24 protein-coding genes are annotated in these 26,859 nt (G+C 65.0%); 18 read left to right on the top strand and 6 right to left on the bottom strand.

The window, feature by feature from the left end; genetic code table 11:
- The first annotated feature begins 39 nt into the window (after positions 1-39).
- The 8 genes from MESOP_RS03860 (at position 40) to MESOP_RS03825 (ending at position 7,529) form a co-directional block, all read left to right on the top strand.
- A complete protein-coding gene (locus MESOP_RS03860; RefSeq protein WP_013892012.1) occupies positions 40-396 on the top strand; it encodes an ArsR/SmtB family transcription factor in 357 nt (118 codons plus the stop codon).
- The gene (locus MESOP_RS03855) at positions 389-1,084 is read left to right on the top strand and encodes an aquaporin (RefSeq protein ID WP_013892011.1); all 696 of its coding nucleotides are present in this window, start codon (positions 389-391) and stop codon (positions 1,082-1,084) included. The genes MESOP_RS03860 and MESOP_RS03855 overlap by 8 nt, the downstream gene beginning before the upstream one ends.
- Positions 1,081-1,488, top strand: coding sequence for an arsenate reductase (glutaredoxin) (gene arsC, locus MESOP_RS03850; RefSeq protein WP_013892010.1), 408 nt, complete (start codon positions 1,081-1,083; stop codon positions 1,486-1,488). The genes MESOP_RS03855 and arsC overlap by 4 nt, the downstream gene beginning before the upstream one ends.
- The gene (locus MESOP_RS03845) at positions 1,488-2,702 is read left to right on the top strand and encodes an MFS transporter (protein ID WP_013892009.1); all 1,215 of its coding nucleotides are present in this window, start codon (positions 1,488-1,490) and stop codon (positions 2,700-2,702) included. Before arsC ends, MESOP_RS03845 begins: the two co-directional genes overlap by 1 nt.
- Positions 2,703-2,835: 133 nt before the next feature.
- Positions 2,836-4,197, top strand: coding sequence for a DUF1800 domain-containing protein (locus MESOP_RS03840; protein WP_013892008.1), 1,362 nt, complete (start codon positions 2,836-2,838; stop codon positions 4,195-4,197).
- Between the two features lie 14 nt (positions 4,198-4,211).
- A complete protein-coding gene (locus MESOP_RS03835) occupies positions 4,212-5,396 on the top strand; it encodes a DUF1501 domain-containing protein (protein WP_013892007.1) in 1,185 nt (394 codons plus the stop codon).
- A 135-nt stretch (positions 5,397-5,531) separates the two neighbouring features.
- Positions 5,532-7,196 (top strand): FAD-dependent oxidoreductase, encoded by a 1,665-nt coding sequence (locus tag MESOP_RS03830; protein WP_013892006.1) that lies wholly within the window; start codon positions 5,532-5,534, stop codon positions 7,194-7,196.
- Between the two features lie 24 nt (positions 7,197-7,220).
- Positions 7,221-7,529, top strand: coding sequence for a UBP-type zinc finger domain-containing protein (locus MESOP_RS03825; RefSeq protein ID WP_013892005.1), 309 nt, complete (start codon positions 7,221-7,223; stop codon positions 7,527-7,529).
- Between the two features lie 31 nt (positions 7,530-7,560).
- On the opposite strand, the gene MESOP_RS03820 is transcribed toward MESOP_RS03825, so the two are convergent.
- A complete protein-coding gene (locus MESOP_RS03820) occupies positions 7,561-7,737 on the bottom strand; it encodes a hypothetical protein (RefSeq protein WP_013892004.1) in 177 nt (58 codons plus the stop codon).
- Between the two features lie 99 nt (positions 7,738-7,836).
- Positions 7,837-9,822: a BTAD domain-containing putative transcriptional regulator gene (locus MESOP_RS03815; RefSeq protein ID WP_013892003.1), complete on the bottom strand. Its 1,986-nt coding sequence runs from the start codon at positions 9,820-9,822 to the stop codon at positions 7,837-7,839.
- Between the two features lie 262 nt (positions 9,823-10,084).
- On the opposite strand from MESOP_RS03815, the gene MESOP_RS03810 reads away from it, so the two are divergent.
- The 3 genes from MESOP_RS03810 to MESOP_RS03800 are packed head-to-tail and all read left to right on the top strand — an operon-like array spanning position 10,085 to position 13,076.
- Positions 10,085-11,173 carry a PLP-dependent cysteine synthase family protein gene (locus MESOP_RS03810; protein WP_013892002.1) on the top strand — a complete coding sequence of 363 codons (1,089 nt, stop codon included), beginning with the start codon at positions 10,085-10,087 and terminating at the stop codon, positions 11,171-11,173.
- Positions 11,174-11,188: 15 nt separating this feature from the next.
- Positions 11,189-12,670: a pyridoxal phosphate-dependent decarboxylase family protein gene (locus tag MESOP_RS03805; protein WP_013892001.1), complete on the top strand. Its 1,482-nt coding sequence runs from the start codon at positions 11,189-11,191 to the stop codon at positions 12,668-12,670.
- Between the two features lie 49 nt (positions 12,671-12,719).
- On the top strand, positions 12,720-13,076 hold the full coding sequence (locus tag MESOP_RS03800; protein ID WP_013892000.1) for a hypothetical protein: 357 nt from the start codon (positions 12,720-12,722) through the stop codon (positions 13,074-13,076).
- 40 nt (positions 13,077-13,116) lie between these two features.
- Here the strand turns inward: MESOP_RS03800 and MESOP_RS03795 are convergent, their stop codons facing one another.
- A complete protein-coding gene (locus tag MESOP_RS03795; RefSeq protein ID WP_013891999.1) occupies positions 13,117-14,625 on the bottom strand; it encodes a winged helix-turn-helix domain-containing tetratricopeptide repeat protein in 1,509 nt (502 codons plus the stop codon).
- Positions 14,626-14,873: 248 nt separating this feature from the next.
- Here MESOP_RS03795 and MESOP_RS03790 point away from each other — a divergent pair, with 248 nt between their 5' ends.
- From MESOP_RS03790 to MESOP_RS03770, 5 genes are all read left to right on the top strand, one after another.
- Complete coding sequence (locus MESOP_RS03790; RefSeq protein WP_013891998.1) at positions 14,874-15,113, top strand: DUF1127 domain-containing protein; 240 nt, start codon at positions 14,874-14,876, stop codon at positions 15,111-15,113.
- Between the two features lie 139 nt (positions 15,114-15,252).
- The gene (locus MESOP_RS03785; RefSeq protein ID WP_013891997.1) at positions 15,253-15,624 is read left to right on the top strand and encodes a hypothetical protein; all 372 of its coding nucleotides are present in this window, start codon (positions 15,253-15,255) and stop codon (positions 15,622-15,624) included.
- Between the two features lie 122 nt (positions 15,625-15,746).
- Positions 15,747-16,373: a CDGSH iron-sulfur domain-containing protein gene (locus MESOP_RS03780; RefSeq protein ID WP_013891996.1), complete on the top strand. Its 627-nt coding sequence runs from the start codon at positions 15,747-15,749 to the stop codon at positions 16,371-16,373.
- 160 nt (positions 16,374-16,533) lie between these two features.
- Positions 16,534-18,576, top strand: a complete 2,043-nt coding sequence (locus tag MESOP_RS03775; protein WP_013891995.1) for a hydantoinase/oxoprolinase family protein — start codon at positions 16,534-16,536, stop codon at positions 18,574-18,576.
- 267 nt (positions 18,577-18,843) lie between these two features.
- Positions 18,844-21,015, top strand: a complete 2,172-nt coding sequence (locus MESOP_RS03770; RefSeq protein ID WP_013891994.1) for a malate synthase G — start codon at positions 18,844-18,846, stop codon at positions 21,013-21,015.
- A gap of 123 nt (positions 21,016-21,138) precedes the next feature.
- Here the strand turns inward: MESOP_RS03770 and MESOP_RS03765 are convergent, their stop codons facing one another.
- The 3 genes from MESOP_RS03765 to gshB all read right to left on the bottom strand — a co-directional run bounded on the left by MESOP_RS03765 (position 21,139) and on the right by gshB (position 24,944).
- Entirely contained in the window at positions 21,139-22,671 is a 1,533-nt protein-coding gene (locus MESOP_RS03765) for a YifB family Mg chelatase-like AAA ATPase (RefSeq protein ID WP_013891993.1), read from the bottom strand.
- A gap of 190 nt (positions 22,672-22,861) precedes the next feature.
- Positions 22,862-23,923, bottom strand: coding sequence for a glycosyltransferase (locus MESOP_RS03760; RefSeq protein WP_167313539.1), 1,062 nt, complete (start codon positions 23,921-23,923; stop codon positions 22,862-22,864).
- A gap of 67 nt (positions 23,924-23,990) precedes the next feature.
- Positions 23,991-24,944, bottom strand: a complete 954-nt coding sequence (gshB, locus tag MESOP_RS03755) for a glutathione synthase (RefSeq protein ID WP_013891991.1) — start codon at positions 24,942-24,944, stop codon at positions 23,991-23,993.
- Between the two features lie 247 nt (positions 24,945-25,191).
- Here gshB and MESOP_RS03750 point away from each other — a divergent pair, with 247 nt between their 5' ends.
- Both MESOP_RS03750 and MESOP_RS03745 read left to right on the top strand, forming a co-directional pair.
- Entirely contained in the window at positions 25,192-26,436 is a 1,245-nt protein-coding gene (locus MESOP_RS03750; RefSeq protein WP_013891990.1) for a glycosyltransferase family 2 protein, read from the top strand.
- Positions 26,433-26,840 (top strand): GtrA family protein, encoded by a 408-nt coding sequence (locus MESOP_RS03745; RefSeq protein WP_013891989.1) that lies wholly within the window; start codon positions 26,433-26,435, stop codon positions 26,838-26,840. The genes MESOP_RS03750 and MESOP_RS03745 overlap by 4 nt, the downstream gene beginning before the upstream one ends.
- Positions 26,841-26,859 lie beyond the last annotated feature (19 nt).

Here is a 26,859-nt window from a genome sequence, read left to right as displayed (position 1 = left end):
GATAAATCCTTATTTTGATATTTTTAGGATTATTGAAATATGGATGAACGTCAAGCCCTTTCCGCATTCGGGGCGCTGTCGCAGGAAACGCGTCTGAGGCTTTTGCGGCGGCTGGTCATTGCGGGACCAGAGGGCATCGCCGCCGGCGTCCTGGCAGAGCAGATGGAGGTCTCGCCCTCCAATGTCAGCTTTCACCTGAAGGAACTTGAACGCGCCGGCCTGGTTGCCGCGCGGCGAGATTCCAGGTCGATCGTCTATAGCGCCGAGTATGACGCGCTGACCGGCCTTATCCGGTTTTTGATGGAGGATTGCTGCTCCGGCCGGCCGGAAATCTGTTCGCCGGCGCTCAACCCGACATGCTGCGTCCCGAACAATGGAAGCCATGCCGATGCCTGAATACAGCGTGCCGCGCCGTGTCGCGGCCGAAGCGCTCGGTACTGCTTTCCTCGTCGCCACGGTGGTCGGCTCCGGCATCATGGCCGAGACGCTGACGCCGGACAAAGCTGTTGCGTTGCTCGGCAATACGCTGCCGACAGGCGCCATTCTTGTGGTCCTCATCACCATCCTGGCGCCCATCTGCAGAGCGCATTTCAATCCGGCGGTCACGCTGGTCTTCACGGTCCTGCGGCAGCTGCCGATGCGCTTGGCTGGACTGTACATCGTGGCCCAGACCCTCGGCGGCATTGCCGGCACGGTGACGGCGCACGCAATGTTCGGCCAGCCGTTCGTGCAGGCCTCAACGCACATACGCACCGGCGGCGCTCAATGGCTGTCTGAAGGTGTCGCGACCTTCGGCCTGGTCGCCGTCATCCTGGCGGGCGTGCGGTTCGAGCGGAAAGCCGTTCCCTGGCTGGTCGGTCTCTACATCACCGCCGCTTACTGGTTCACGGCATCGACGTCGTTCGCCAACCCCGCGGTTGCCGTGGCGCGTTCGCTGTCCAACAGCTTTTCCGGCATTCGGCCTGCCGACCTTCCCGGGTTCATCGTCGCCGAACTGGCCGGCGCACTCATCGCCGCCGGTACAATGAGCTGGCTGCTTTCGCCAGCCTCGACCGTCGCACACACCGAAAGGGCAGCGCCATGACTGTCACCATCTATCACAACCCGGCTTGCGGCACGTCACGCAACACGCTGGCTCTCATCGAAGCGAGCGGCGAAACGCCTGACGTCATAGAGTACCTGAAAAATCCACCCTCGCGCTCTCGCCTTGTCGGCCTGCTCAAGGCCATGGACATGCCCGCGCGGGCGCTGCTGCGTGAGAAGGGCACGCCCTATACCGAGTTGGGCCTCGCCGACGCAAAATGGAGCGAGGACGAGTTGATCGACCAGATGCTCGCTCATCCAATTCTTATGAACCGGCCGATTGTCGAGACACCGCGCGGCACGCGGCTTTGCCGGCCGTCGGAACTGGTGCTGGACTTGCTCGACCACCCTGTGGCCAGCTTCACCAAGGAGGATGGTGAAGCGGTGACCTATCCGGCCCGTTGATGAGCCGAGACCAATCGACGCCGGACCGTCGCGTCATCGTCACGACGCTCGGGCTCACGCAAATCATGGCGTGGGGCTCTTCCTACTACCTGCCGGCCGTGATTGGCCCCGCCGTGTCGGCTCGAACCGGCTGGCCGTTTCCCTGGGTGATCGGCAGCCTGTCGCTCGGGCTGCTGGTCGCGGGCCTGATATCGCCGCATGTCGGCGCGGCAATCGAACGCCATGGCGGCCGCATGACGCTCGCCTTCAGCGCCGTTTGCCTCGGCATCGGCCAGGCGGTGCTTGCCGCGTCGCCGAACCTGCCCGTCTTCGTCACCGGCTGGCTCATCATGGGTTTCGGAATGGGCGCCGGCCTTTACGATGCGGCCTTCGGCACGCTCGGACGGCTGTATGGGCGCGGCGCCCGTTCGACGATCACCAGCCTGACGCTGTTTGGCGGCTTCGCCAGCACGGTGTGCTGGCCGATTTCGGCGCTTCTGCTCGATGCGTTCGGCTGGCGCGGCGTGTGCCTGGCGTATGCGGCAATCCAGCTCCTGGTGGCATTGCCCGCCTATCTGCTCGTGCTGCCGCGTGGCGTTCCCGCCGAACCCCCGGTCGCGGCGGCCACCGGCCCGGAAGCCGGCCTGGCACCGCGCGGCCTGCCCCTGATGGCCACGCTGGCGGCAAGCATCACGCTGTCGGCGGTCATATCGTCGACATTGTCGGTGCATCTGCTGACCGTGCTGCAGTCGACTGGCCTCGCACTCGCTGCCGCGGTTGGCCTCGGCGCGCTGGTCGGCCCTTCGCAGGTCGGTGCCCGAGCCGTCGAGATGGCCATTGCCCGCTATCATCATCCGATATGGACCAAGCTGGCCTCGGTGACATTTGTGATCTTCGGCGTTGCCGCGCTGTGGACCGGACTGCCGATGCTGCCGGTCGCCCTTGCGCTCTACGGCGCCGGCATCGGTCTGGAATCCATCGCGCGTGGCACGTTGCCTCTGGCGCTGTTCGGCGCCCCCGGTTACGCGAAACTGATGGGACGGCTTGCCATGCCAAGCTTGATTGCCCAGGCTGCCGCGCCTTCGCTCGGCGCTCTCTTGCTGGAGCATGTCGGCGCGTCGGGCCTGCTGTCGGTGCTGCTTGGGCTCGCCCTTGTCAATGTCCTATTGGTCGCCGCCCTGCTCGCTTTTAAACGCAACTCCTCCCGACCTGTCCGAACCATCGTACCATCCTAGTCTAGATCGGATATACCGGTCGCGTACCACTATTGCACGATAGCATACCTTCACCGGCCGCTTTTTTTTGCTGGTCGGCAACGTATGTTGCTCGCCACGTTCAATATTGAGTCCATGGACAGGGTGGGAATGAGTGGTTTTCGCATCCGCATCGATTGGTTATCATCGTTTCGGACTCGGGCCGCGATCCCGCGATCTGTCTCTATTGGATGGCGATCCACGCACTGTTCTTCTCAATGAGCTGGATGAACCGGACATAGCCCTCCTTACTGGCGGAGATCTCCTGTCCGCCGCCGAAATCATCACGCAACGACATCGCCAGGACCGGCTTCCGCGCGGCTATCTCGCGGCGGCGATCCGCCGCCTCACCTTCTTCGTGCCGATCGATCGCCGGGTGCTCGAAGCGGAAGTCAGGGCCCGGATAGACCGCGCCCTGATTGCCAGGACAGGGCTCGCCGAGCGGCTGGTGACATTCTGGATGAACCATTTCGTCGTCGAAACCAGTGCCAATGGCACTGTCCGGCGCACCGCGGCGGCATTCGAGCGGGAAGCCATCCGGCCTTTCGTGCTCGGGCGGTTCGAAGACATGCTTGTCGCTGTAACCCGGCACCCGGCGATGCTTTCCTACTTCAACAGCGCCAATTCGGTCGGGCCGAATTCGGTGATCGGGCGCCGGTCCGGGCGCGGCTGCAATGAAAACCACGCGCGCGAGTTGCTGGAATTGCACACGGTCGGGGTCGAGGCGGGCTATTCGCAGGCAGATGTCAGCGCGCTGTCGAAAGTGCTGACCGGCTGGAGTTACAGGGGCGCCAGCGAGGACGATGAACTCGCCGATGATTATGGGCGCTTTTATTTCACCGCGGATGCACACGAGCCTGGCGGCCAGGTGGTCATGGATGTCGACTATCCGCAAACCGGCCTGGATCAGGGCGAAGCGGTTCTGTCCGCCCTGGCGGGCCATGAAGCAACGGCAAGGCGGATCGCCTGGAAGCTCGTCCGTCACTTCATCAACGATGATCCCGCGCCCGACATTGCCGAAACGATCGCGGCAATCTTCCTGGAGAGTGCCGGGGATCTCAAAGCGTGCGTACGAATGCTGCTTCTCCACGACAAGGCGTGGGGGCCGGCGGTGAAGATCAAGAGCCCCAGCGAATTCCTGTGGTCGGCTCTCAGGGCACTGGACCTGCGCATCGATGTCGCGCAGGTCGCGCGCGTGTTGAGTGCGCTTGGGCAGCCATTGTGGAATCCGAACGCCCCCAATGGCTTTCCTGATCACGCCGATAGCTGGCTGGCGGGCAATGCGATGACCGATCGCCTCGATTTCGCCGAAGAGCTGGCGGCGCGCGCCCGTGTCGACCTGGATCCGCTGGCCCTCGTCGATGCGGTGCTGGGCATGGCTTGTTCCGCAACCACGCGGGAGCATATCGCCCACGCCCGAAGCAGATCCCAGGCGCTGACTTTGTTGCTCATGAGCCCGGAGTTCCAACGCAGATGACGGGGATACCCCCCATGCCTGCCTCAAACGGCAGTTTCGTCGCCTGGTCGAGAATGCCACGCATGGCCCACGCGGCGCCGCGCGATCCACGGATGGTGGTCGTGATCCTGCGCGGAGCCTTGGATGGCCTGGCCGTTGCGCCACCCATCGGGGACCCGGATTACGCGCGGTTGCGGGGCGAGCTTGCGATTGGCGTGGCCGGCATCGGCCGGGTCCTGTCATTGGACGGGTTTTTCGGCTTGCATGATGCGATGCGGACATTGCACGACCACTACGTCGCCGGCGACACCCTGATCGTCCATGCCGCCGCCACGCCCTACAGGGATCGATCCCATTTCGACGGCCAGGATGTCCTGGAAAGCGGCATGCCAGGACCGAGAGATACAGCATCCGGCTGGCTCAATCGTGCGGTGCTGGAACTTCCGGTCGGCGACCGGATCGAGGTCGCCCGGCCGGTCGGGTTGGCCGTCAGTCCCACCGTTCCGCTGATTTTCCGCGGTGCCGCACCGACATTGACATGGACGCCGCCAAATTTCCGGTCGGCCTCCCCGGACACGCAAGATCGCCTTATGGGGCTTTATGGCGAAATCGATCCGGCGCTCTTGCGTGCCTTTATCGAGGGCCGCGAGATAGACAGCCTGTCCGGTCATGGCGGCGATCCGGTGCCGCGCACACAGATGGCAGCGCCTTCCTTTCGCGAGGCTGCGGAGGGCGCGGCGAAATTGCTTGCGGCCGAGTCCGGCCCGCGCATTGCCGCACTCAGCTTCGACGGCTGGGACACGCACGCGAAAGAGGGCGCCAAGGACGGGAAGCTGGCAAGGCTGCTGGCGGCCCTGGACAGCGCTTTGGAGGGTTTGGTCAGCGGCCTGAAGTCCGTCTGGCACGATACCGTGATCGTGGTCATCACCGAGTTCGGGCGCACGGCGCGGATCAACGGCAATGAGGGGACCGATCATGGTACCGCCACGACGGCCTTCCTGATGGGTGGCGCCGTCAAGGGCGGACGGGTGGTGGCGGACTGGCCGGGACTTGGAACCTCCCAATTGTATCAAGGCCGGGACCTGATGCCGACCACCGATCTTCGGGCGGTGCTGAAGGGCCTTCTGCGCGACCATCTCGGCATCTCGGAGCTCGCTTTGTCGCAGCGTGTATTCCCGTCCAGCATCGCCGTCAGGCCTTTGAACGGGCTGATCGGGTAGCGCGCTGAACATCTGCGCCCGACGCCGTCTCTCGGCACCTCGTGTCGCCAGCCTCGCCTCCCGGCTAGGCACCAAACAAACCGCTTCAAACCCGGCGCCCGCTTCGTTACGCTCAAAACCATGTCTCGATCCAGCATGTCTCAATCCAGCACCGCGATCTTCGGCGCCCGTCGCGACCAGGCCTTTCCGACGCTGGCCGAGGCGGACATAGACCGTATGCGCCGGTTCGGCGAGGCAAGCGCCTATGCCGCCGGCGAGCACATCATCAAGGCCGGCGATGTGGCGCCAGGCCTGATCCTCGTGCTGTCGGGCAAGGTCGATATCACACAGGATGGCGGGCTCGGCCGGCGCGAGACCATCGTCACCCATGGACCCGGCAGCTTCGTCGGCGAACTGGCGCAGCTTTCGGCCCGCCCCTCGCTGGTCAATGCTCAGGCCGCCGAGCCGGTCGAGGCGTTCGTCATCCCCTCGCAGCGTGTGCGCGACCTGATGGTGCAGGAGGCCAATCTCGGCGAGCGGATCATGCGGGCGCTGATCCTGCGCCGTGTCGGGCTCCTGGAAAGCGCCACCAGCGGGCCGATCATCATCGGACCATCAGACAATGCCGACGTGTTGCGGCTGCAGGGCTTCCTGGCCCGCAGCGGCCAGCCGCACCGCGTGCTCGATTCCGCCAGTGACCCCTGCGCGAAAACCCTGGTCGAGCGCTTCGACATCGATCCCCACCATCTGCCGGTCGTGCTGTGTCCGAACGGCAGGCTGTTGCGCAACCCCACCGAGAAGGACCTTGCCCGCTGCATCGGCCTGCTCAGGCCGATCGATGCCGATACGCTGTATGACGTCGCCATTGTCGGCGCCGGACCGGCCGGGCTGGCGGCCGCGGTCTATGCGGCGTCCGAAGGGCTGTCGACCATCGTGCTCGATTGCCGGGCCTTCGGCGGGCAGGCCGGCGCCTCCTCGCGCATCGAGAACTATCTCGGTTTCCCGACAGGCATTACCGGCATGGCGCTGATGGCGCGCGCCTACAACCAGGCGCAGAAATTCGGCGTCGAAATGGTGATTCCCGACGAGGCCAAGCTGTTGAGCGCCGCGACCGACAATTCAGGCGCCCGCTATTTGCTCGATGTCGGCGACGGCGAGATGGTGCGCACGCGCAGCGTGGTCATCGCCAGCGGCGCGCGCTATCGCCGCCTCGATGTCGCCAATTTGGCGCAGTTCGAGGGCACCTCCGTGCATTATTGGGCCTCGCCCATCGAAGGGCGGCTTTGCGCCGGCCAGGAAGTGGCGCTGGTCGGCGCCGGCAATTCGGCGGGCCAAGCGGCGGTTTACCTCGCCAGTCATGCGCACAAGGTGGTGCTCTTGGCGCGTGGTGGCAGCCTCGAAGCCTCGATGTCGCGCTATCTGGTCGAGCGCATCAGGGCGCAGCCGAACATCGAAGTGCTGACCGGGACCGAAATCGAGGCGCTGGAGGGCGAGGGCGGCAATCTTGCTACGGTGCGTTGGCGCAACGGCGTCAGCGGCGAGGAAACGACACGCCCGATCCGCCATCTCTTCCTGTTCATCGGCGCCGACCCCAACACCGACTGGCTCGCGCAGTGCAACGTGACGCTGGACGCCAAGGGGTTCATCCGCACCGGATCGGAGCTGGGACCGGCGCACGGCCTGATGGAGACCAGCCTCGGCGGCGTGTTTGCCATTGGCGACGTGCGCTGCGGCTCGGTCAAGCGCGTCGCGGCGGCTGTCGGCGAGGGTGCCCAGGTGGTCGCGGCATTGCATGCCTATCTTGCGCAAACGAAGAGTTGAGCCTCAACTGGAAGGGAGAGTGCGATGGCGGATGAATGCAAGCATGCGGCCGGGATCAAGGACGTGACCCCGAGCGCACTCGGCTGCGAGGAGTGCCTGAAGAGCGGCTCGTGGTGGGTGCATCTGCGGCTCTGCCGCACCTGCGGCCATGTCGGCTGCTGCGACGACTCGCCCAACCGCCATGCGACAAAACATTTTCATGCCACCAGCCACCCGGTCATCGAGGGCTACGATCCGCCGGAGGGCTGGGGATGGTGCTATGTCGACGAGGTCTTTCTCGACCTCGGCGACCGCACGACGCCGCAGAAGGGACCGATCCCGCGATTTTATTGAGCCGGCTTCGGCGGCGACGGTTCGGCCGGACCTATCGCACCGACCCGGTGACCGTCCGGTCGACATCGGGAACGGATTTGCGGTCGTTGCCGGCAAGGGCGGCGATGGCGAGCAGGCTGGCAACCACCGGAACGAACAGGATGGCGACGCGGGCCTGTACATAAAGAATGGCGCGCCATTCGCTGCGCTTGTCGGGGCTGTCGCTCATCATACTCACTTTGCCATGGACCCCCCTGGGCGTCACATAGCCATGAACGGTTAAACAACTCCTTCCGGCTTCGTTAACCGGTGGCGGCGCGCACGGCTTTCAGTTCAGGCCGATCCGCCTGGCGCCTTGCCGGAACAGCGCCTCGGCATCCGGCTCGAAGCGGAAGGTGCCGATGAAATCGTCGGCGCGGTAATCGGGCATTGTCTTGCGGATGGCGGCGGCGAAACCGTGCGCCTCGTCCAGTCGTCCGGCCAGCGCCAGGCAATGCGCAGCGATCGCCAGGATGATGGCATGGGCGTTGGGCCGCGCCGCCGCCTTCAGCGCCCATTCGGCCGCCTCCTCGAACTGGCCGAGCCGGACATGCGACATCGCCCGCGCGCCCAGCATGCCGAACAGCAGCGGGTCGAAGGGGCTGAGATGCCGCGAATGGTCGGACGAACTTATCGCTGCCTGCGGGTCGCCAGACTGGGAATGCACGAAGGACAGCGCGTAGTGGCCGAGCGCGAAATTCGGGCTGAGGTCGACCGCGCGTTCGAGTTCGGAGAGCGATCCGTCCTGCTCGCCGCGCAGCCACAGCGCCCGTCCCATCGCCCAGTGCGCGGCGGGATTGTGGTCGTCGACCAGCACGCTCTGGCCGGCGCTTTCGAAGGCCAGAGCGCTTTCGCGGTCGCGGTCGCCCCAGCGCTGGAAGGCGGCCTGCCAATGGGTGAAGGAAAGGCCGGCATGGGCGCGGGCAAAGGTCGGGTCGAGTTCGACGGCCGTGGCAAAGAAGTTCCGCGCCTGCTCGTTTTCCGCATGCGTGAAACGGTACATGTGCCAGAGGCCGCGATGATAGGCCTCCCAGGCATTGAGCGAATTGGGCGCCTTCAGCATGGCGCGGTTGCGCTCGACGGTTTCGATCTCGGCCGAGATCGACGAGACAATGCTGTCGCCGATATCGTCGAGCACGGCGAAAATGTCGTCGGGCCGGCGTTCGAAGGTCTCGGCCCAGACGATCCTGGCCGTGCGCACCTCGATGAGCTCGACGCTGACGATCAGGCGGCCGGCCTGGCTGCGCACCGTGCCGGTGGCGACATAGTCGACATTCAGTTTTCTGCCGGCTTCGTCCGGCGCGATGTTCATCTGCGCCAGCGCGAACACCGATCCGCGCGCGATGACGAAGAAATCCCTGAGCTTGGCGAGGCGGGTGATGATGTCGTGGGTGAAACCATCGGCAAGCCCACCGCGCGTGCCGCCGGCTTCCTCGATAAACGGCATCACCGCCAGCGAAGCGTGGCTTGGTTCGACCGCGCTGGCATCGCCCGATGGCGCCACCGGCTGCGACAGCGCGGGCACCGGCGGCGCCCGAAGCGAGACCGCCGGCGCCTGATCGCGGATCGTCCGCCAGGCGGCGCGAAGCGGTGCGAAATCCAGATCCTCCGACTGGAACAACTGTTGCGCCGCCGCCAGATGCCGCTCGGCCGCGCCGACCTCGCCGCGCCGGACCATGCTCGCCAGCAGCGCGGCGTGCGCGCGCCCGTCGAACGGCGCCAGCTCCACCCATTTGTCGAGATGGCCGATTGCCTCGTCGCAATCCGCAGGCAATCTTTCGACAAGCTGCTCCAGCACCGCCGCATGGCAAGCGCCGAGGCGGCGCCGCTGGGCGATCAGCCAACTGTCGAAAAGCGGGCTGCGCTCGAGCTCCAGCCCGTCGAGGAACGCGCCGGCGAACAGCCCGGCCAGCGTTCGCAACGGCTCCAATTCAAGCGTTTCGATCCCCTGTGTCGCGGCGTGGTTCACCTCCAGCGCGTCGACAGGACAATCGTCGAGATCGAGTGCGACCGTGTCGCCCTGCGTCAGGACCCGGCGCCGGTCCGGCGTGTCGAGCACGCCGCGCAGCTTGCTGAGGCACCAGCGCAATTCGCCACGCGGGTCGTTCGGCACATCCCACAGCATTTCGCACAGGCGACCGCGCCCGACCGGATGCGGCGCCAGTGCCAGATAGGCAAGCAATGCGCGCACCTTGCGCGACGCCGGCAGCACCACCGGCACGCCATCGCGCACGACCGCCAGCGATCCGAGCGTGCGCACGGAGAGGATCGGCATGGCGCGATCCAGTCTCGATGGTGCGGATTCCACGGCTCTTCCCACGCCTGCTCCCACGCTGGCCTGTCGGCCCCTGCTGTATCATCGAACACGATACGGCATCCGGCAGCGCGTTTTCGCGCCGGCTGCGGCATTGCCGCAGTGCCGTCAGGTCAGTCCTAGCGCGGCAAGGTCTCCAAACCTCGCCGCCCAAACCGCCGGTTTGTAACCAGCCTGTGAAGACAGACACGACGACGAGACACAACGATCGAGGAGAACAAGGATGTTGAACAAACAAAAGATCAGGACCACCGCCGGGCGCGGCCGCCTGTTCGACAGCATTCTGGATACCGTCGGCGACACGCCGGCGGTGCGCATCAACAATCTCGGACCGGCTCATGCGACCATCTACGTCAAGGCCGAGTTCTTCAACCCGGGCGCCTCGGTGAAGGACCGCCTGGCGCTCAACATCATCGAGGAAGGCGAACGCAGCGGCTCACTGAAGCCCGGCCAGACGGTGGTCGAGGCGACGAGCGGCAACACCGGCATCGGGCTCGCCATGGTCTGTGCGCAGAAAGGCTACCCGCTGGTCGTCACCATGGCCGATAGCTTTTCCGTCGAGCGCCGCAAGCTGATGCGCATGCTGGGCGCCAAGGTGGTGCTGACGCCGCGCGCCGAAAAAGGCTTCGGCATGTACAAGAAGGCGGTGGAACTGGCCGAGGCCAATGGCTGGTTCCTCGCCCGCCAGTTCGAGACGGCGGCCAACGCCGCCATCCACGAGGCGACCACCGCGCGCGAGATCATCAACGATTTCGCCGGCTCGCGGCTCGACGGCTTCGTCACCGGCTATGGCACCGGCGGCACCGTCGTCGGCGTGGCGCGCGTGCTGCGCCGCGAGCGGCCGGACACCCGCATCGTGCTCGCCGAACCGGCCAACGCGCAGCTCATCGGCAGCGGCAAGGCGCAGCAGCGCGGTGCCGACGGCGCGCCCGCCGCCAGCCATCCGGCCTTCGAGCCGCATCCGGTGCAAGGCTGGACGCCGGACTTCATCCCCAATGTCCTGCAGGAGGCGATCGACACCAGCCTCTATGACGAGGTGATGCCGATCGCCGGGCCCGAGGGCATCAAATGGGCCAAGGCGCTGGCACGCCAGGAAGGCATCTTCACCGGCATTTCCGGCGGCGCCACCTTCGCCGTGGCGCGTCAGGTCGCGGAGAATGCGGCGGCCGGCGCAGTGATCCTGTGCATGCTGCCCGACACCGGCGAACGCTACATGTCGACGCCGCTCTTCGACGGCATCGAGGCCGAGATGGACGCCGGCGAGACGGCGCTGTCGCATTCGACGCCGGGCTGCCAATTCCCCGTGGCTTGACGGGAGGAGGCTGTCATGGACGTCGCACCGGAAACCCTCGGCATGGTCGCCGAGGAAACGCTTGACCCCTTGGACTGGGCCGACGTCCAGGCCCTGTCGCATCGGGTCATCGACGAGGCCGTCGACTATCTGCGCGACGTGCGCGGCCGCCCGGTCTGGCGGGAGATGCCGGCTGATATGAGAGAGGCTTTCGCGGCACCCCTGCCGCGATCGCCGGTGCCGCTGGACGCGGTCTATGGCGAGGTCTCCCGCACGGTGATGTCCTATCCGATGGGCAACGTCCATCCGCGCTTCTGGGCCTGGTACATGGGGTCGAGCAATTTCACCGGCGCGCTTGGCGATTTCCTGGCGGCGATTCAGGGCTCCAATCTTGGCGGCGGCAACCATGCCGCCGGGCTGATGGATAACCAGGTGGTCAACTGGTGCAAGGAGATGCTGGGCTTCCCGGCTTCCGCCTCCGGCACGCTGGTCAGCGGTGGCTCGATGGCCAACATCGTCGGGCTGACGGTGGCGCGCAACACCAAGGCCGGCATCGACGTGCGCGAACACGGCGTCGCCGCCATTGAAAAGCCGCTGCGCTTCTATGGCTCGGACCAGATCCATTCCTGCCACCGCAAGGCGATGGAAGCGCTTGGCCTCGGCAATCGCGCGCTGCGACGGATCCCGTCCGACGCCGGGCTGCGCATCGACATATCGGCCTTGCGGGCAGCGATATCGGAAGACCGCACGGCCGGCTTCAAACCGGCCTGCGTGATCGGCAATGCCGGCACGGTGAACACCGGCGCGATCGATGACCTGCGGGCACTTGCCAAACTCGCGCATGAGGAAGACCTCTGGTTCCATGTCGATGGCTGCATCGGCGCGCTGATTGCGATTGCGCCGGACAATGCGCATCGCGTTGCCGGCATCGAATGGGCGGATTCGATCGCGCTCGACCCGCACAAATGGCTGCATGCGCCGTTCGAGGCCGGCTGTGCCTTGGTCAGGGATGCCATCGCGCATCGCCGGACTTTCGCGGTGACGCCGGAATATCTGGAATCGACGCCGCGCGGCCTTGCCTCGGGCGACTGGCTCCACGATTACGGCCTGCAGACCTCGCGTGGCTTTCGCGCGCTGAAAGTATGGATGGCGCTGAAACAGCACGGCATCGACAAGTTCGGCCGCCTGATCGACCAGAACATCGCACAGGCCTCCTATCTCGCCGGGCTGGTCGAGGCCGAGCCGTCGCTGCAACTGGCCATGGCGCCCACCATCAACATCGTCTGCTTCCGTTACCAGCCCGGCGTCAGCGGCGAGGCGTTGAAGGCGCTCAACACCGAGATCATGCTGCGGCTGCAGGAGCAGGGCATTGCCACCCTCTCCGACACCACGGTGCATGGCGAGCACTGGCTGCGCGTGGCGATCGCCAACCATCGCACAAGGCGCGACGACCTCGACCTTCTGGTGCGGGAAACAATACGGGTGGGACGGGAGATCGCGGGTTCAGCGTCTTCCTAGTTCCTGGCAGGCATGCGATTCTGCCGCGATGATTCGGGGAGGTCCGGCGGTGACGCTGTTTCGCATGGCAGCATTTGCGGCATTGGTCTTCGCCACTTCGGCGCAGGCCGCCGACATGGCCTTCTTCGTCAAGAACCTGCGCAAGGAAGCGGTTGCAGTCGAGCTGTTCAGCCGCGACCGCGAGACGGTCTGGCCGGGCAACGACAAGGTGTTCCTGATCGATCCGGGCTCGCAGAAATCGGTGCCGCTCACCTGCAATCAGGGTGAGCACATCTGCTACGGCGCCTGGGTCGACGGCAATGATCAGATCTCCGCCGGCGTCGGACCTGATAACGACCAACCTTGCGACAATTGCTGCTTCATCTGCGTGGAACACTCGACCGAAACGATCGATCTGGTGCCGTGACCGGCGCTTCTGAACCTGCACGGGAGATCGCGCCGGCGGATCAATCCGGAAGGCCGGCCTTGCGGAAGCCGTCGACGAAATGCTCGAGCATCGCGTCGTCGCGGAAAGGCTCGGTCCAGACCCAGTGGCTGGTCGTGAAATGCGGATTGCTGACGAGGAACAGTTCGACCTCGGCGCGCGCCTCGTCGAGCCGGCCGAGCTGGGCCAGGCTTGCCGCCAGGAAACGGCGTGAACTCGTGCGATAGGTCTCGTCCCGGCGCAGGGTCTCGACCGCGGCTTCGTAATCGCGCGCCGCATATTGCGCCTGGCCGAGGGTGAGATAGTACCAGTTTGCCGGAAACGGATTGAGCCGAAACGCCTTGCGGATATGCTCGAGGCCCTCCTCGACCCGCCCAGCCAGTGTAGCGATGTCGGCCAGTGTTGCCCAGGCGTCTGCCTCGTTCGGGTCGAGCTCGAAAGTCCTGGCGAATTCGGCATCCGCCTGTTCGAAACTGCGCTCATAGGCAAGCAGATTGCCGAGCACCCAGCGGCAGCCGGCATCATTGGGATCGATCGCCACGGCCTTGCGCGCCAGCTCCAGGGCGACGCGGCGGTTGGGCTCTACGGGTTCGCCCCAATGCACCCACCCCATCCAATGGTTCATGGCCAGCCAGCGGTAGGCTTCGGCATAGTCCGGATCGAGCGCAATCGCGCGCGTCAGCATCAGATGCGCTTCCCGCGCCGTCTGCGGCGTGTCGTCGATCAGCTTGCGCGCCCGCACGCAGAGATCGTAGGCCTCGAGACTGCTGGGCCGGTTGCGCGGCGGCGGCGCGCGCAGCCGGCCGAGCAGCGCCTCGACGATCTTGGCGATCACCTCGTCCTGTACGGCAAAGATATCGTCCATCCGGCGATCGAAGCGTTCCGCCCACAGGTGTTCGCCGCTCATCGCGTCGACCAGCTGGGCATTGATGCGCACGCGGTCCGCGGCGCGCCGTGCGCTGCCTTCCAGCAAATAGCGCACGCCAAGCTCCCTGGCGATCTCGCGCACGTCCATCGCCTTTCCCTTGTAGGCAAAGGTCGAGTTTCGCGCGATGACGAACAGGCCGGAGGCCCGCGACAGGTCGGTGATCAGGTCTTCGGTCAGCCCGTCCGCGAAGGCTTCCTGCCCGGGATCGTTGCTGAGATTGACGAAGGGAAGGACGGCGATCGATGGTTTGTCGGGCAGCGGCAAGAGTTTTCGCTTCGCGCCGGCAAGCTGTTCGATGGCCCCGGTAAAGCGGTAGCCGACGCGCGGAACCGTGGTGATCCATTCACCGCCATCGCTGGCCGGACCAAGCAGCTTGCGCAGCTGCGCGATCTGGACGGTGAGGTTGCCTTCCTCGACGGCCGTGCCCGGCCACGCTGCATCCATCAACGCCGCCTTGGCCAGGATTTCCCCCGGCCGTTCGACGAACGCCGCAAGCAGCTTCAGCCCGCGGTAGCCGACGGCAACGGGCTCGTCGTTCCGAAGCAGCGTCCCTGCGTCCGGATCAAGCACGAACGGACCGAAGGCAAAGCGCGATCCCTGCATGGAGCGCATCTATAGAGCAATTTCGGGAAAAGTACGAAGCGCTTTTCCGGGCGGAAGCGGGGTACATTTTCCCAGGGAGAACTGCATCGAAAACAAAGAGTTAGAGCCCGTTTGGAACTTTTGAGAACTATTTGGGAGGCTTTAATTACGGCGTCGTCCGTATCCTGCAGAATTCAACCTCATTCATTCAGGTCGAGGGTCTCCCAACCCTTGGAGCCCCCAACTCTTGGAACCCTATGGAGGTTGTCATGAACAATACCCTTGCATCGGTCCGGCATCAGGCAGCGCGGCCTGCCGGGCGGACGTCGCGCCGGCACTACAGCCTGGCGAGCCTGCGCAGCGCGATCGCGGCCTGGCGGAACCGAGCCCGCTTTCGCTGGGAGCTCAAGCAGATGTCGCTGGCCAATCCCCATTTGATCGACGACATCGGCCTGACGAAACGGCAAGCCGAGGCGGAGATCGCCAAGCTGCCCTTCTGGCAACGATGATAGCTGAAAGCATGAGGGATCCTTGAGGTCCGGGGTCGGATTATTGAAGGGATTGTCGCCGTCGTCCCTTTAGCGATCGCCCGCATCATGCCATGATCCCGGGGTCGGCCGTGGGGCCGATTCTTCATCGGGGGTTTTCATGTCTTTCACTTTCGCGCGCCGGTTCGCCGCCGCGTTTTCGCTTGCCGTCCTTGTCGCACCAGCCGCCCATGCCGGCGACGTCACCTTTGCCATCAAGAACAGCCATCCCAACGCCATGCGCGTCGAGCTCTACAGCCAGGACCGCGACTATATCTGGCCCGGCGGTGGCAAGGACTTCTATCTCGACGACGGCGAGACCAAGCAGCTGCCGATCTCCTGCAACGAGGGCGAATCGATCTGCTACGGCGCCTGGGTCGATGGCGACGAGGAGACCTACTGGGGCGTTGGCCCCGGCAACAAGGAAAAATGCGAGGATTGCTGCTACACCTGCAGCGGCGGCGAGACCGAGGAGATCAATCTGGTCCCCTGACCGGCTTGCCAGCTTGACGTTTTTCCCGCCGACGCCCTAGCCTGCGTCGAGACGATCACCCAGAGCGCGCCGTACAGCTCCCTTTTGAGATGTGGCGTGCTCCAGGCAGCAGGAGCACGGCAATGGCGGGCACAGTCGAGGGCGAGAAGATCGACGTCGGGTTCTCCGGCAAGCGCTGCATCCACTCACGCAACTGCGTGCTCGGCGATCCGCATGTCTTCGTGCCCAACGCGCCGGGCCAATGGATCCATCCCGAGGCGGCCAGCGTCGAGAAGATCGTCGCCATCGCCGAAAGCTGCCCGTCCGGCGCCATCACCTACACCAGGAAGGATGGCGGGCCGCAGGAACAGCCGCCGGTGGTCAACACCGTTCGGCTGCGCGAAAACGGCCCGCTCGCCGTTCACGCCGAGATCGTGCTCGCCGGCGAGACCTTCCACCGCGCCACGCTCTGCCGTTGCGGCGCTTCGGAAAACAAGCCGTTCTGCGACGGCAGCCATGCCAAGGCCGGATTCACCGCCACCGGCGAACCGGCGCTGAAGGATACGCCGGCGCTCGACGCGAGGAATGGTCCGCTGACGGTGACACCGACGACGAACGGCCCGCTCAAGCTCGAGGGCAATCTCGAGATCGTCACCGGCACCGGCCATACCGTCGACCGCACCCAACGCACCTTCCTCTGCCGCTGCGGCCATTCCGCCAACAAGCCGTTTTGCGATGGGTCGCATAAGAGGGTTGGGTTTGTGGGGTAGCCGTTTGGTCGGCAGGACAGAGGGGGGTGCTGGCCCGCCGACGTTGCTTGTTCGCCAACAACAATCTCTCTTCCTTGGCCCAGCGCTCGCGGCTTTATCGGCCGTCCACTATCGGCTAAGGGCAGGGCAAATAAATTCTGCCATCGGACCGCCACCAAAAATGACCGCCAAGACCAAGCCAAAACCGCTGTTCCTCGGGATCGATACCGGCGGCACTTATACCGATGCCGTGCTGTGGTCCGAGACCGAAGGCCCGCAGCAGGGGCCGAACAAGGGCAAGGTGCTGGCCAAGGCCAAGGCGCTGACCACGCGGCACGATCTTGCCGTCGGCATTTCCGGCGCCGTCGATGCGGTGCTACACAAGGCCGGCACCGATCCGGCTGCGATCAAACTGGTCTCGATGTCGACGACGCTCGCCACCAACGCGCTGGTCGAGGGGCAGGGCGGCCGGGTGGCGCTGGTCATGATCGGCTTTTCCGAGGCAGACCTTGCCCGCGACGGGCTGAAGGCCGCGCTCGGCACCGATCCGGTGGTGTTTTGTCCGGGCGGCCACGATGTCCACGGCAATGCCGCCAAGCTCGATCTTTCCGGGCTTGAGGCCGCCTTGCCGGAACTCGGCGCCTCGGTGTCCGGCTTTGCCGTCTGCGCCTATTTCGCCACCCGCAATCCGGCACATGAGGTCGCTGCCCGCGAGTTGATCCGGGAAAAAACCGGCCTGCCGGTCACATCGAGCCACGAGCTGTCGGCCAAGCTCGGCGGCCCACGCCGGGCGCTGACCACCTTGCTCAATGCCAGGCTTATCTCGATGATCGACCGGCTGGTGGCGGCAACCGAGGGCTTTCTCGCGGAGCGCAACATCGCCGCCCCCTTGATGGTGGTGCGCGGCGACGGCGCGCTGGTCTCGGCGGCATTCGCCCGCCAGCGGCCGATCGAGACGATCCTCTCCGGGCCTGCCGCCAGCCTGGTAGGTGCCCGCCACATGACCGGGCTCGACAATGCCGTGGTCTCCGACATCGGCGGCACCACCACCGACGTCGCCGTGCTCGATGGAGGTCGTCCACGCCTCGATCCGGAAGGCGCCACCGTCGGCGGCTTCCGCACCATGGTCGAGGCCGTCGCCATGCGCACCTTCGGCCTTGGCGGCGATTCCGAAGTGGCGCTGGAGGATGGCGCGCTCAACCCGAGGATCCTGCTCGGCCCGCGCCGCCTGGTGCCGCTGGCGCTGGCCGGCATGGCGCATGGTGACGCAGTGAGATCGGAACTCGAGCGACAGCTGCGCGCACCCAATACCGGCCGCATGGATGGCCGCTTCGCGGTGCGCACAGGCGTGCCGGACAGGCTCGCCGCCGGGCTGACCGCTCCGGAGGCGCGGCTTTACGAGGCGATCGGCGCGACCCCGCTTGCCCTCGACAGGCTGCTGACGTCGAATGCCCAGAACGCCACCTTGAACCGGCTGGTCTCGCGCGGGCTGGTGCACATTTGCGGCTTCACCCCCTCGGACGCGGCGCATGTGCAGGGCAAGCAGTCAAACTGGGATGCCGCCGCCGCCCGCCTCGGCGCCGAGCTGTTTGCCCGCAAGCGCGACGGTCGTGGCCAGCCCATCGCCGCGTCGCCCGAAGTGATCTCGGAGCGGGTGCTGGTGACACTGACGCGCTGGTCGGCCGAATACATTCTCGAAACCGCCTTTGCCGAGGACGGGCTCGACGGCGCGGCCACGGTCGCACATGCGCTGGTGCAGCGCGCCGTCGACGCGCATCCCGGCATCGCCCGCCTCAGCGTCGCGCTCGACCGTCCGGTCATCGGCCTCGGCGCCTCGGCGCCGCTGCACTATGCCGGCCTCGCGCCCCTGGTCGGCAATGAGTGCGTTGTGCCCGATGATACCGATGTCGCCAACGCGCTCGGCGCCGTCGTCGGTCAAGTCAGGGTCTCGGCCGAGGCGCGGGTCAGCCAGCCCAAGGAAGGGCTGTTTCGCCTTGCCTCGGGCGAAACCGTGCGCGATTTCCTCGACGAGGCGGCAGCGCTCGCGGCCGCCGAGGCCGATGTGCGCGCCATCGTCGCCCAGCGCGCCAGGGATGCCGGCACCGACAGCGCCGAGATCGACGTCGCAACAGAATTCAAGGTTTCCACAGTCGAAGCCCAGCGCATGTTCATCGAGGCGCACGTGGTCGCGGTGGCCTCGGGACGGCCAAGGATCGCGGTGTGAAGAGCGATCTCCCCCCTTGAGGGGGAGATGTCGCCGAAGGCGACAGAGGGGGTCGCCGGACATAAGGCGCTTGCCTCTTCTGTTCAAAGCAGGAGGTCGCATCCAGTCGAACCGACCCCCTCTGGCCTGCCGGCCATCTCCCCCCTCAAGGAGGGAGATCGGCAGCGTCACCGCTCGCCAAAACGCTCGCCTTCAACCTAAGCTGAATTGACCCTGCAACCCCAACATGTCAAACGCCCCGCAAAGCCTTTCATCTGGAGCAGCCTGATGACCGATCGCGTCGAAATCGCCGGATTGCGGATTGCCCGCGAGCTGCATGATTTTGTGGCTGGCGAGGCGTTGCCCGGCACCGGCATCGAAGCGGCGGCTTTCTGGAACGGTTTTTCTGCCATCGTCCACGACCTCGCGCCGAAGAACCGGGCGCTGCTGGCAAAACGCGACGCCATGCAGGAGAAGCTCGACGGCTGGTATCGCGACAACGGCGCCCCCATCGACATGGAGGCCTACAAGGGCTTCCTCAAGGAGATCGGCTATCTCGTGCCCGAGGGGCCGGCCTTCAGCGTGTCGACGGACAAAGTCGACCCCGAGATCGCCGTCGTCGCCGGTCCGCAGCTGGTCGTGCCGGTGATGAATGCCCGCTATGCGCTCAACGCCGCCAATGCGCGCTGGGGCTCGCTCTACGATGCGCTCTACGGCACCGATGCCATCCCCGAGACCGACGGCGCCGGGAAGGGCAAGGGCTTCAATCCCGCGCGCGGCGCCAAGGTCATCGCCTGGGCCAAGGACTTTCTCGACGAGTCCGCGCCGCTGACCACGGGAAAATGGGCTGGCGTCAACGGCCTCTCGGTGGCGCACGGCGCGCTGAAACTGGGTGAGGGCGCCGGCATCACCACGCTCGCCGATCCCAAGCAGTTCGTCGGCTATCGCGGCGACGCCGCCAACCCGCAAGCCGTGCTGCTGGTCAGGAACGGCCTGCATGTCGAGATCGTGATCGACCGCGACAATCAGATCGGCCGCACCGATCCGGCTGGCATTGCCGATGTCATGCTGGAGTCGGCGCTGACCACCATCCAGGACTGCGAGGATTCGGTCGCCGCGGTCGATGCCGAAGACAAGGTCGTGGTCTACCGCAACTGGCTCGGCCTGATGAAAGGCGATCTGGCCGAAGAGATCACCAAGGGCGGCAAGAGCTTTGTCCGCAAACTCAATCCGGATCGCTCTTACACCGCACCCGTCGGCGGCACGCTGACCGTGCCCGGCCGTTCGCTGATGCTGGTGCGCAACGTAGGTCACCTGATGACCAACCCGGCGATCCTGGACCGCGACGGCAACGAAGTGCCAGAAGGCATCATGGACGCCGCGATGACGGCGCTGATCGCGCTGCACGATGTCGGGCCGAGCGGGCGGCGGATGAATTCGCGCGCGGGCTCGATGTATGTGGTGAAGCCCAAAATGCACGGGCCGGAGGAAGTCGCCTTCGCCGTCGAGATTTTCGACCGCGTCGAAGCCCTGCTCGGCATGCCCGGGAATACCATCAAGATGGGCATCATGGACGAGGAGCGGCGTACCACCGTCAACCTCAGGGAAGCGATCCGCGCTGCGAAAGATCGGGTGGTGTTCATCAACACCGGTTTCCTCGACCGCACCGGCGACGAGATACACACCTCGATGGAAGCCGGCCCGATGATCCGCAAGGGCGACATGAAGCAGGCCGCCTGGATTTCCGCCTACGAGGCCTGGAATGTCGACACCGGGCTCGAATGCGGTCTGGCCGGCCACGCCCAGATCGGCAAGGGCATGTGGGCGATGCCGGACCTGATGGCGGCGATGCTGGCCGAGAAGATCGCCCATCCCAAGGCCGGCGCCAACACCGCCTGGGTGCCGTCGCCGACGGCGGCGACGCTGCATGCCACGCATTACCACAAGGTCGATGTCCACGCAGTGCAGGCGGCGCTGAAGAGCCGCCCGAAGGCGAAGCTCGACGACATCCTCTCGGTGCCGGTGGCCGTGCGTCCGAACTGGACGCCCGACGAGATCCAGCGCGAGCTCGACAACAACGCGCAGGGGATTCTGGGCTATGTCGTGCGCTGGATCGACCAGGGCGTCGGCTGCTCCAAAGTGCCCGACATCAACGATGTCGGCCTGATGGAAGACCGCGCCACGCTGCGCATCTCCTCGCAGCACATCGCCAACTGGTTGCGCCACAAGGTGTGCTCGCAAATCCAGGTGCGGGATTCGCTGCAACGCATGGCGGCCATCGTCGACCGCCAGAATGTAGGCGACCCGCTCTACCGGCCGATGGCGCCCGATTTCGACGGCTCGATCGCCTTCCAGGCCGCCTGCGACCTGGTGTTCAAGGGCACCAGCCAACCCAACGGCTACACCGAGCCGGTGCTGCACGCGCGGCGGCTAGAGCTGAAGGCAAAAGCGACGGCCTGAAAACGCACCCCGTTTCACGGAACGGCGAACCGCTCTATCTCCTTGTTCTAACGCAATTCCCAAGGGAAAGCGCTATATGCGCTTTTCCCGGGAAAACCGTTCCACACTTTTCCTGGAATTGCTCTACGCCGCCTGCGCCATCCGCTCCGAGCTCATGCGATAAGAAATCGCCTCGGCCAAATGGATGCGGCCGACGGTTTCGCTGGCGTCGAGGTCGGCGAGCGTGCGCGCCACTTTCAGCACCCGGTGGTAGGCGCGCGCCGAAAAGGCGAGCTTTTCGCTGGCGTCCTTGAGCAGCGACAGCCCGGCGGCATCCGGCATGGCGATCTCCTCGATCATCGCCGGCGCGCAATGCGCGTTGGTGGTGGCGCGGGTGGCGCCGAGCCGTTCGAAGCGTTCGCGCTGGATGGTGCGCGCCCGGGCAACGCGCAGTGCGACCGCCGCGCTTTTTTCCGCCCGGTCGGGCCGGATCAGGTCACTCGCCGAGACCGCCGGCACTTCGATCCTGAGATCGATGCGGTCGAGCAGCGGGCCCGAAATGCGCGCCTGGTAGTCGGTGCGGCAGCGTTCGCCGCGCAGGCAGCGATAGCCCGGCTCGCCGGCCATGCCGCAGCGGCACGGGTTCATCGCCGCCACCAGCTGGATGCGCGCCGGATAGGTGACGCGATGGTTGGCGCGCGCGATCATGCAGTCGCCGGTCTCCAGCGGCTGGCGCAGCGCATCGAGCGTCTGCGGCGTGAATTCCGGAAACTCGTCCAGGAACAGCACGCCGTGATGGGCCAGCGATACTTCGCCCGGCCGTGCGCGCATGCCGCCGCCGACCATCGCCGCCATCGACGCCGAATGATGCGGCGCGCGGAACGGCCGCCGGTCGGTCAGCTTGCCTTCGCCGAGTTCGCCCGCCACCGAGGCGATCATCGAGACTTCGAGCAATTCCTTCGGCGCCAGCGGCGGCAGGATCGACGGCAGCCGCTGCGCCAGCATCGATTTGCCCGATCCGGGCGGGCCGACCATCAGCAGATTGTGTCCGCCGGCCGCCGCCACCTCCAGCGCCCGCTTGGCGGTCTCCTGGCCCTTGATGTCGGCGAGGTCAGGCAGGTCCAGCGCCGAGGCGTGGATGCCGGCCTCCGGCCGCGACAGCACCTGCGTGCCGCGGAAATGGTTGGCGATGGCAATCAGGCTGCGCGGCGCCAGAATGTCGAATTCCCGCCCCGCCCAGGCGGCTTCCGGTCCGCAGGCGAACGGGCAGATCAGCCCCTTGCCCTCGGCATTGGCGCCGATCGCCGCCGGCAACGCACCGGCCACGGCGGTGATCGTGCCGTCGAGCGAGAGCTCGCCGAGCACGACATAGCCGGCCAGCATGTCGCCGGGAATAGCGCCAAGGGCGGCCATCAGGCCGAGCGCGATCGGCAGATCGTAATGGCTTCCTTCCTTGGGCAGGTCGGCGGGCGCCAGGTTGATGGTCACCTTCTTCGACGGCATCGACAGGCCGGACGCATGCAGCGCCGCCTGCACCCGCTCGCGGCTTTCGGCCACCGCCTTGTCGGGCAGACCGACGATGTGCATGTTGACCTTGCCAGGCGCGATCATCACCTGCACGTCGACCGGCACGGCCTCGATGCCCTGGAAAGCGACCGTGCGAACCCGCGCCACCATTTTCAAGCCCCCGGGCCGTAACCCCTGCGATTGGCCAAGAATGACCCCTCGCGGAGACAATCACAATTCTTCGGCCATATCAAGAACATTACGAGAACAGGCAAACGCTATGGTTGCAGGCGGATTGTGCCTGGCTGCAAAAGCGGAACATGGTTAAGACAAAATGAAAACGGCCGCTTCAGCTTGCCGTCTAAGCGGTGATGAAGGCATCGACCGCACCTGAAAGCGATCGATCGATTGCGATCTGGGGTGGAAGCCACTCCATGACAGGATATCGGAAAGGCCAAGGCATGGCGATCCGGCGCAAAGAGCCGCTTTCCAGGAGAATCTCATTTACAAGGTCTATGAACCGCCCGCGGTCCCGTTCAACTCGTTTCAAAGTTTGCGAACGAATATAGGTCCGGGGGATTCGTCGCTCCTTTAGCGCCAAGACAGCCTCCGCGATGGATCGAGGATCGGGTGGAACCGTAAGGCAATAGTCGTCATCCAGATAAAGGTCTCGGCCACCATGGTTCGGCGTCGTGACCACAGGAAGCCCCGCGAGAAGATATTCCGTGCTGGCGAACATTGGCCCCTCCACTTCGGAGAGACAAATTCCCACGGCTGCACGGTTTAGATGCATGTTCACTTGAGCCGGCGCCAATCGGACGGGCTTGCCGGTGCTGTCGAACTCATTGACAAACACGTGGCCCGGCGCGAGCTCCTTGTGCCGATTTATTCGTGCTCTTTCCGACTCCGCCGTGGATGACTCGATTGAATCGCGATAAAAGACAAATGCGCAACGCTGGATGCCAAGCGACAGGTCGTGGCGTTTCCACGAAGCCAGTTGCGCATTGTAGATTGCATCAAATTCCACAGCGATGTCGTCGAGCGGCCTGAATATGTATTCGGAGGTGGTCGAGGTCTTGTTGTGCAGGAAAGCGGCCTCACCGGACTGGTTCAACAGATCCACCTCGGCTTGTGTGTTGCACAGGAAGATCAGCGAGTGACGGGGGTTCCTAAGCCTATGCAGAACGGCATAGGTCCGGATCGCTTTGACGCTGGAATTGTTTTCGATGGACCAGGTTGGCGAGATGAGAAACCAGGCGCGATGGCTGCGTGGAAGGTGAGGCATATGACTTGCCAATCCGAGGGGCGTACCGGACATTCCCGAATAGGATATGAACGGATCGTCCGACAGCAAGCTTGCCTGAAGAGCAGGTTGCGCCTTCGCGGAAGGATGCCCTTTCCGGAGGTTGCGGCGATGGCGCAACATAGCTCCGACAATCTCGAATCCGGTAGGATGGCGATACCCGTGCTGTAGAGTCAACATGCGGCGATTACGCGGCCGACTTCCGCCGCTTCCCCTCGACGGCATCCCAGAACAGGCTGGCGATGTCGGCGCCGCCGAAGCGCTGCACTTCGCGTACGCCGGTCGGCGAGGTCACGTTGATCTCGGTCATGTAGTCGCCGATGACGTCGATGCCGACCAGGATGAAGCCGCGTTCCTTCAGCGACGGTCCGATGCGGGCGCAGATCTCGCGCTCGCGTTCGGTCAGTTCGGTCTTCTCGGCGCGGCCGCCGACATGCATGTTGGAGCGGGAATCGTGTTCCGCCGGCACGCGGTTGATGGCGCCGACCGGCTCGCCGTCGATCAGGATGATGCGCTTGTCGCCCTTGCGCACGTCCTTCAGGTAGCGCTGCACGATATAGGGTTCGCGGAACATCTGGCCGAACATTTCGAGCAGCGAGGCGAGGTTGCGGTCAGCCTCCAGCATGTGGAAGATGCCGGCGCCGCCATTGCCGTACAGCGGCTTGATGATGATGTCGCCGAACTCCTTGCGGAAGGCGGCGACTTCGAGCGGATCCTTGGTGATCAGCGTGTCCGGCATCAGGTCGGGAAACTCGGTGACGAAGATCTTTTCCGGACTGTTGCGCACCCAGGCCGGATCGTTGACGACCAGCGTCCCGGGGTGGATGCGTTCAAGGATGTGCGTGGTGGTGATGTAATTCATGTCGAAGGGCGGATCCTGGCGCAGCAGGATCACATCCATCTCCGAGAGGTCGGTGCGCACCTTCTCGCCCAGCGAATAGTGGTTGCCCTTCTCGTCGCGCACCTGCATCGCCTCGATGCGGGCAAACACCTTGCCGTCGCGCATCGACAGCCGGTCGGGCGTGTAGTGGAAAAGCTGGTGGCCACGCCGCTGCGCCTCCAGCGACAGCGCGAACGAGGTGTCGCCGGTGATCGACACGGTGGAGATGTGGTCCATCTGGACGGCGATTTTCAGCTTCATGGCAAGTCCCCAACACAGTCGACGAGAGCGATATAAGGGTCCCGGCGCCTTCTGCCAATCGTCACATCCGGAAGATCGGCAACAGCAAGACGCAAACCCAGCACGCCCGATTGCGACAAGGACCGCGACAGGTATCGCGACAAGGCAAGTGCCTGCGTCATCGTTTTCTTAAGCCTTCCCATACAAGATAGGCCTCGAATATCCCAACGGCAGGCGCCGGACGGGGATTCCCGATGGAACAACGACCATGAACGCGCTCACCGCCATCCGCGCCGCCTCGACCAAACAGCTTGAACTCACCATCCTGATGCCGTGCCTCAACGAGGCCGAGACATTGGCTGTCTGCATCGGGAAGGCCAGGGCCTTCCTCGACAAGGCCGGGATCCTGGGTGAGGTGCTGATAGCCGACAATGGCAGCACCGATGGTTCGCAGGAGATCGCGGCCCAAGGCGGCGCCCGTGTCGTACCGGTGACGCAGAAGGGCTATGGCGCCGCGCTTCTGGGCGGCATCGGCGCCGCCAGGGGGCGCTTCATCATCATGGGCGATGCCGACGACAGCTACGATTTCGGCGCGCTGGATGCCTTCATGGCGCGTTTGCGCGACGGCGCCGACCTGGTGATGGGCAATCGCTTCCAGGGCGGCATCGAAACCGGCGCCATGCCGCCGCTGCATCGTTATCTCGGCAATCCGGTGCTGAGCTTCGTCGGCCGCCTGTTTTTCCGCATCAGGACCGGTGACTTCCACTGCGGCCTGCGCGGTTTCAACGCCGACAGCATCCGCAAGCTCGACCTGCAGACCACGGGCATGGAATTCGCCAGCGAAATGGTGGTGCGCAGCGCGCTCGCCGGTCTGCGCATCGAGGAAGTGCCGACCACGCTCAAGCCCGACGGCCGCAGCCGGCCGCCGCACCTGAGGACCTGGCGTGACGGCTGGCGGCATCTCAAATTCCTGCTGGTCTACAATCCGCGCTGGATGTTCTTCATACCGGGCACGGTGCTCGCAAGCCTTGGGCTATTGTTTGCGGCTCTGCTGGTGTTCGGGCCGTTGCGGGTGATCAACAATCTCTCGCTCGACCTCAACACCTTCGTCGCCGCCTGCTTCATGATCATCACCGGTATCCAGCTCATCACCTTCGGCGCCATATCGCGATACTATGCCGAGATCACCGGCATCCTGCCGCGCAGCCGCGGCTCCGATTGGCTGACCAGGACCATCAGCACCGATCGTCTTGCCGCCAATGCCGGCATCTGCTTCGCCGGTGGCGTGCTGTTCGTCGGCTATGCCGTGCTGCGTTGGGCACATCTTGGCTTCGGCCCGCTGAACGATTCCGAAATCCCGCGCATCGTCGTGCTGGGCTTGAGCCTGATCGTCATTTCGTTCCAGGCCTTCTTTTCGGCATTCCTGCTCGGTGTCCTGGAGATCCCGGTCAAGCGGCTGAAAGCCGGCCAACCCACCGGATCAGGCGAATCCGTCGCGACTGCTGAAAAATGAACCAACTCCTGCGAAAATTCGCCGCGGTACGGCTTATCCGCTTCGCCGTCGTCGGCATTGGCGCCGCGCTGCTGTTCTTCGTACTGTCGTGGGCCCTGGTGTCGGCCGGCATGCCGCCGTTTGTCGGCAGCGTGATCGCCTATATGCTGGCCTTTGTCGTGGCCTATTCGGCACAGCGTGGCTGGACGTTCGAGGGACAGCACGACCATCGCCGTGCATTGCCACGTTACCTCGTCAGCCAGTTGGCCTGCGCAGTGTTTGCGGGCCTGTTGGCCCATGTCGCGGTGTCGGTATTTTCCGAGCCGCCGCTGGTGATGTCGGCCGTCATCACGGTCGCTGCGGGCGCGGCGAGCTATGTGCTTTCATCGGTTTGGGTTTTTCGCGACGAAAAAAGAGCCGCGTGAGAGCGTTCGATCGCGGTCC

It is taken from the genome of Mesorhizobium opportunistum WSM2075 (assembly GCF_000176035.2).
In the GTDB taxonomy this organism is placed as follows: domain Bacteria; phylum Pseudomonadota; class Alphaproteobacteria; order Rhizobiales; family Rhizobiaceae; genus Mesorhizobium; species Mesorhizobium opportunistum.
The sequence above is the reverse complement of the archived record's forward strand: the minus strand, read 5'-3'. Positions and strand labels throughout refer to the sequence as shown.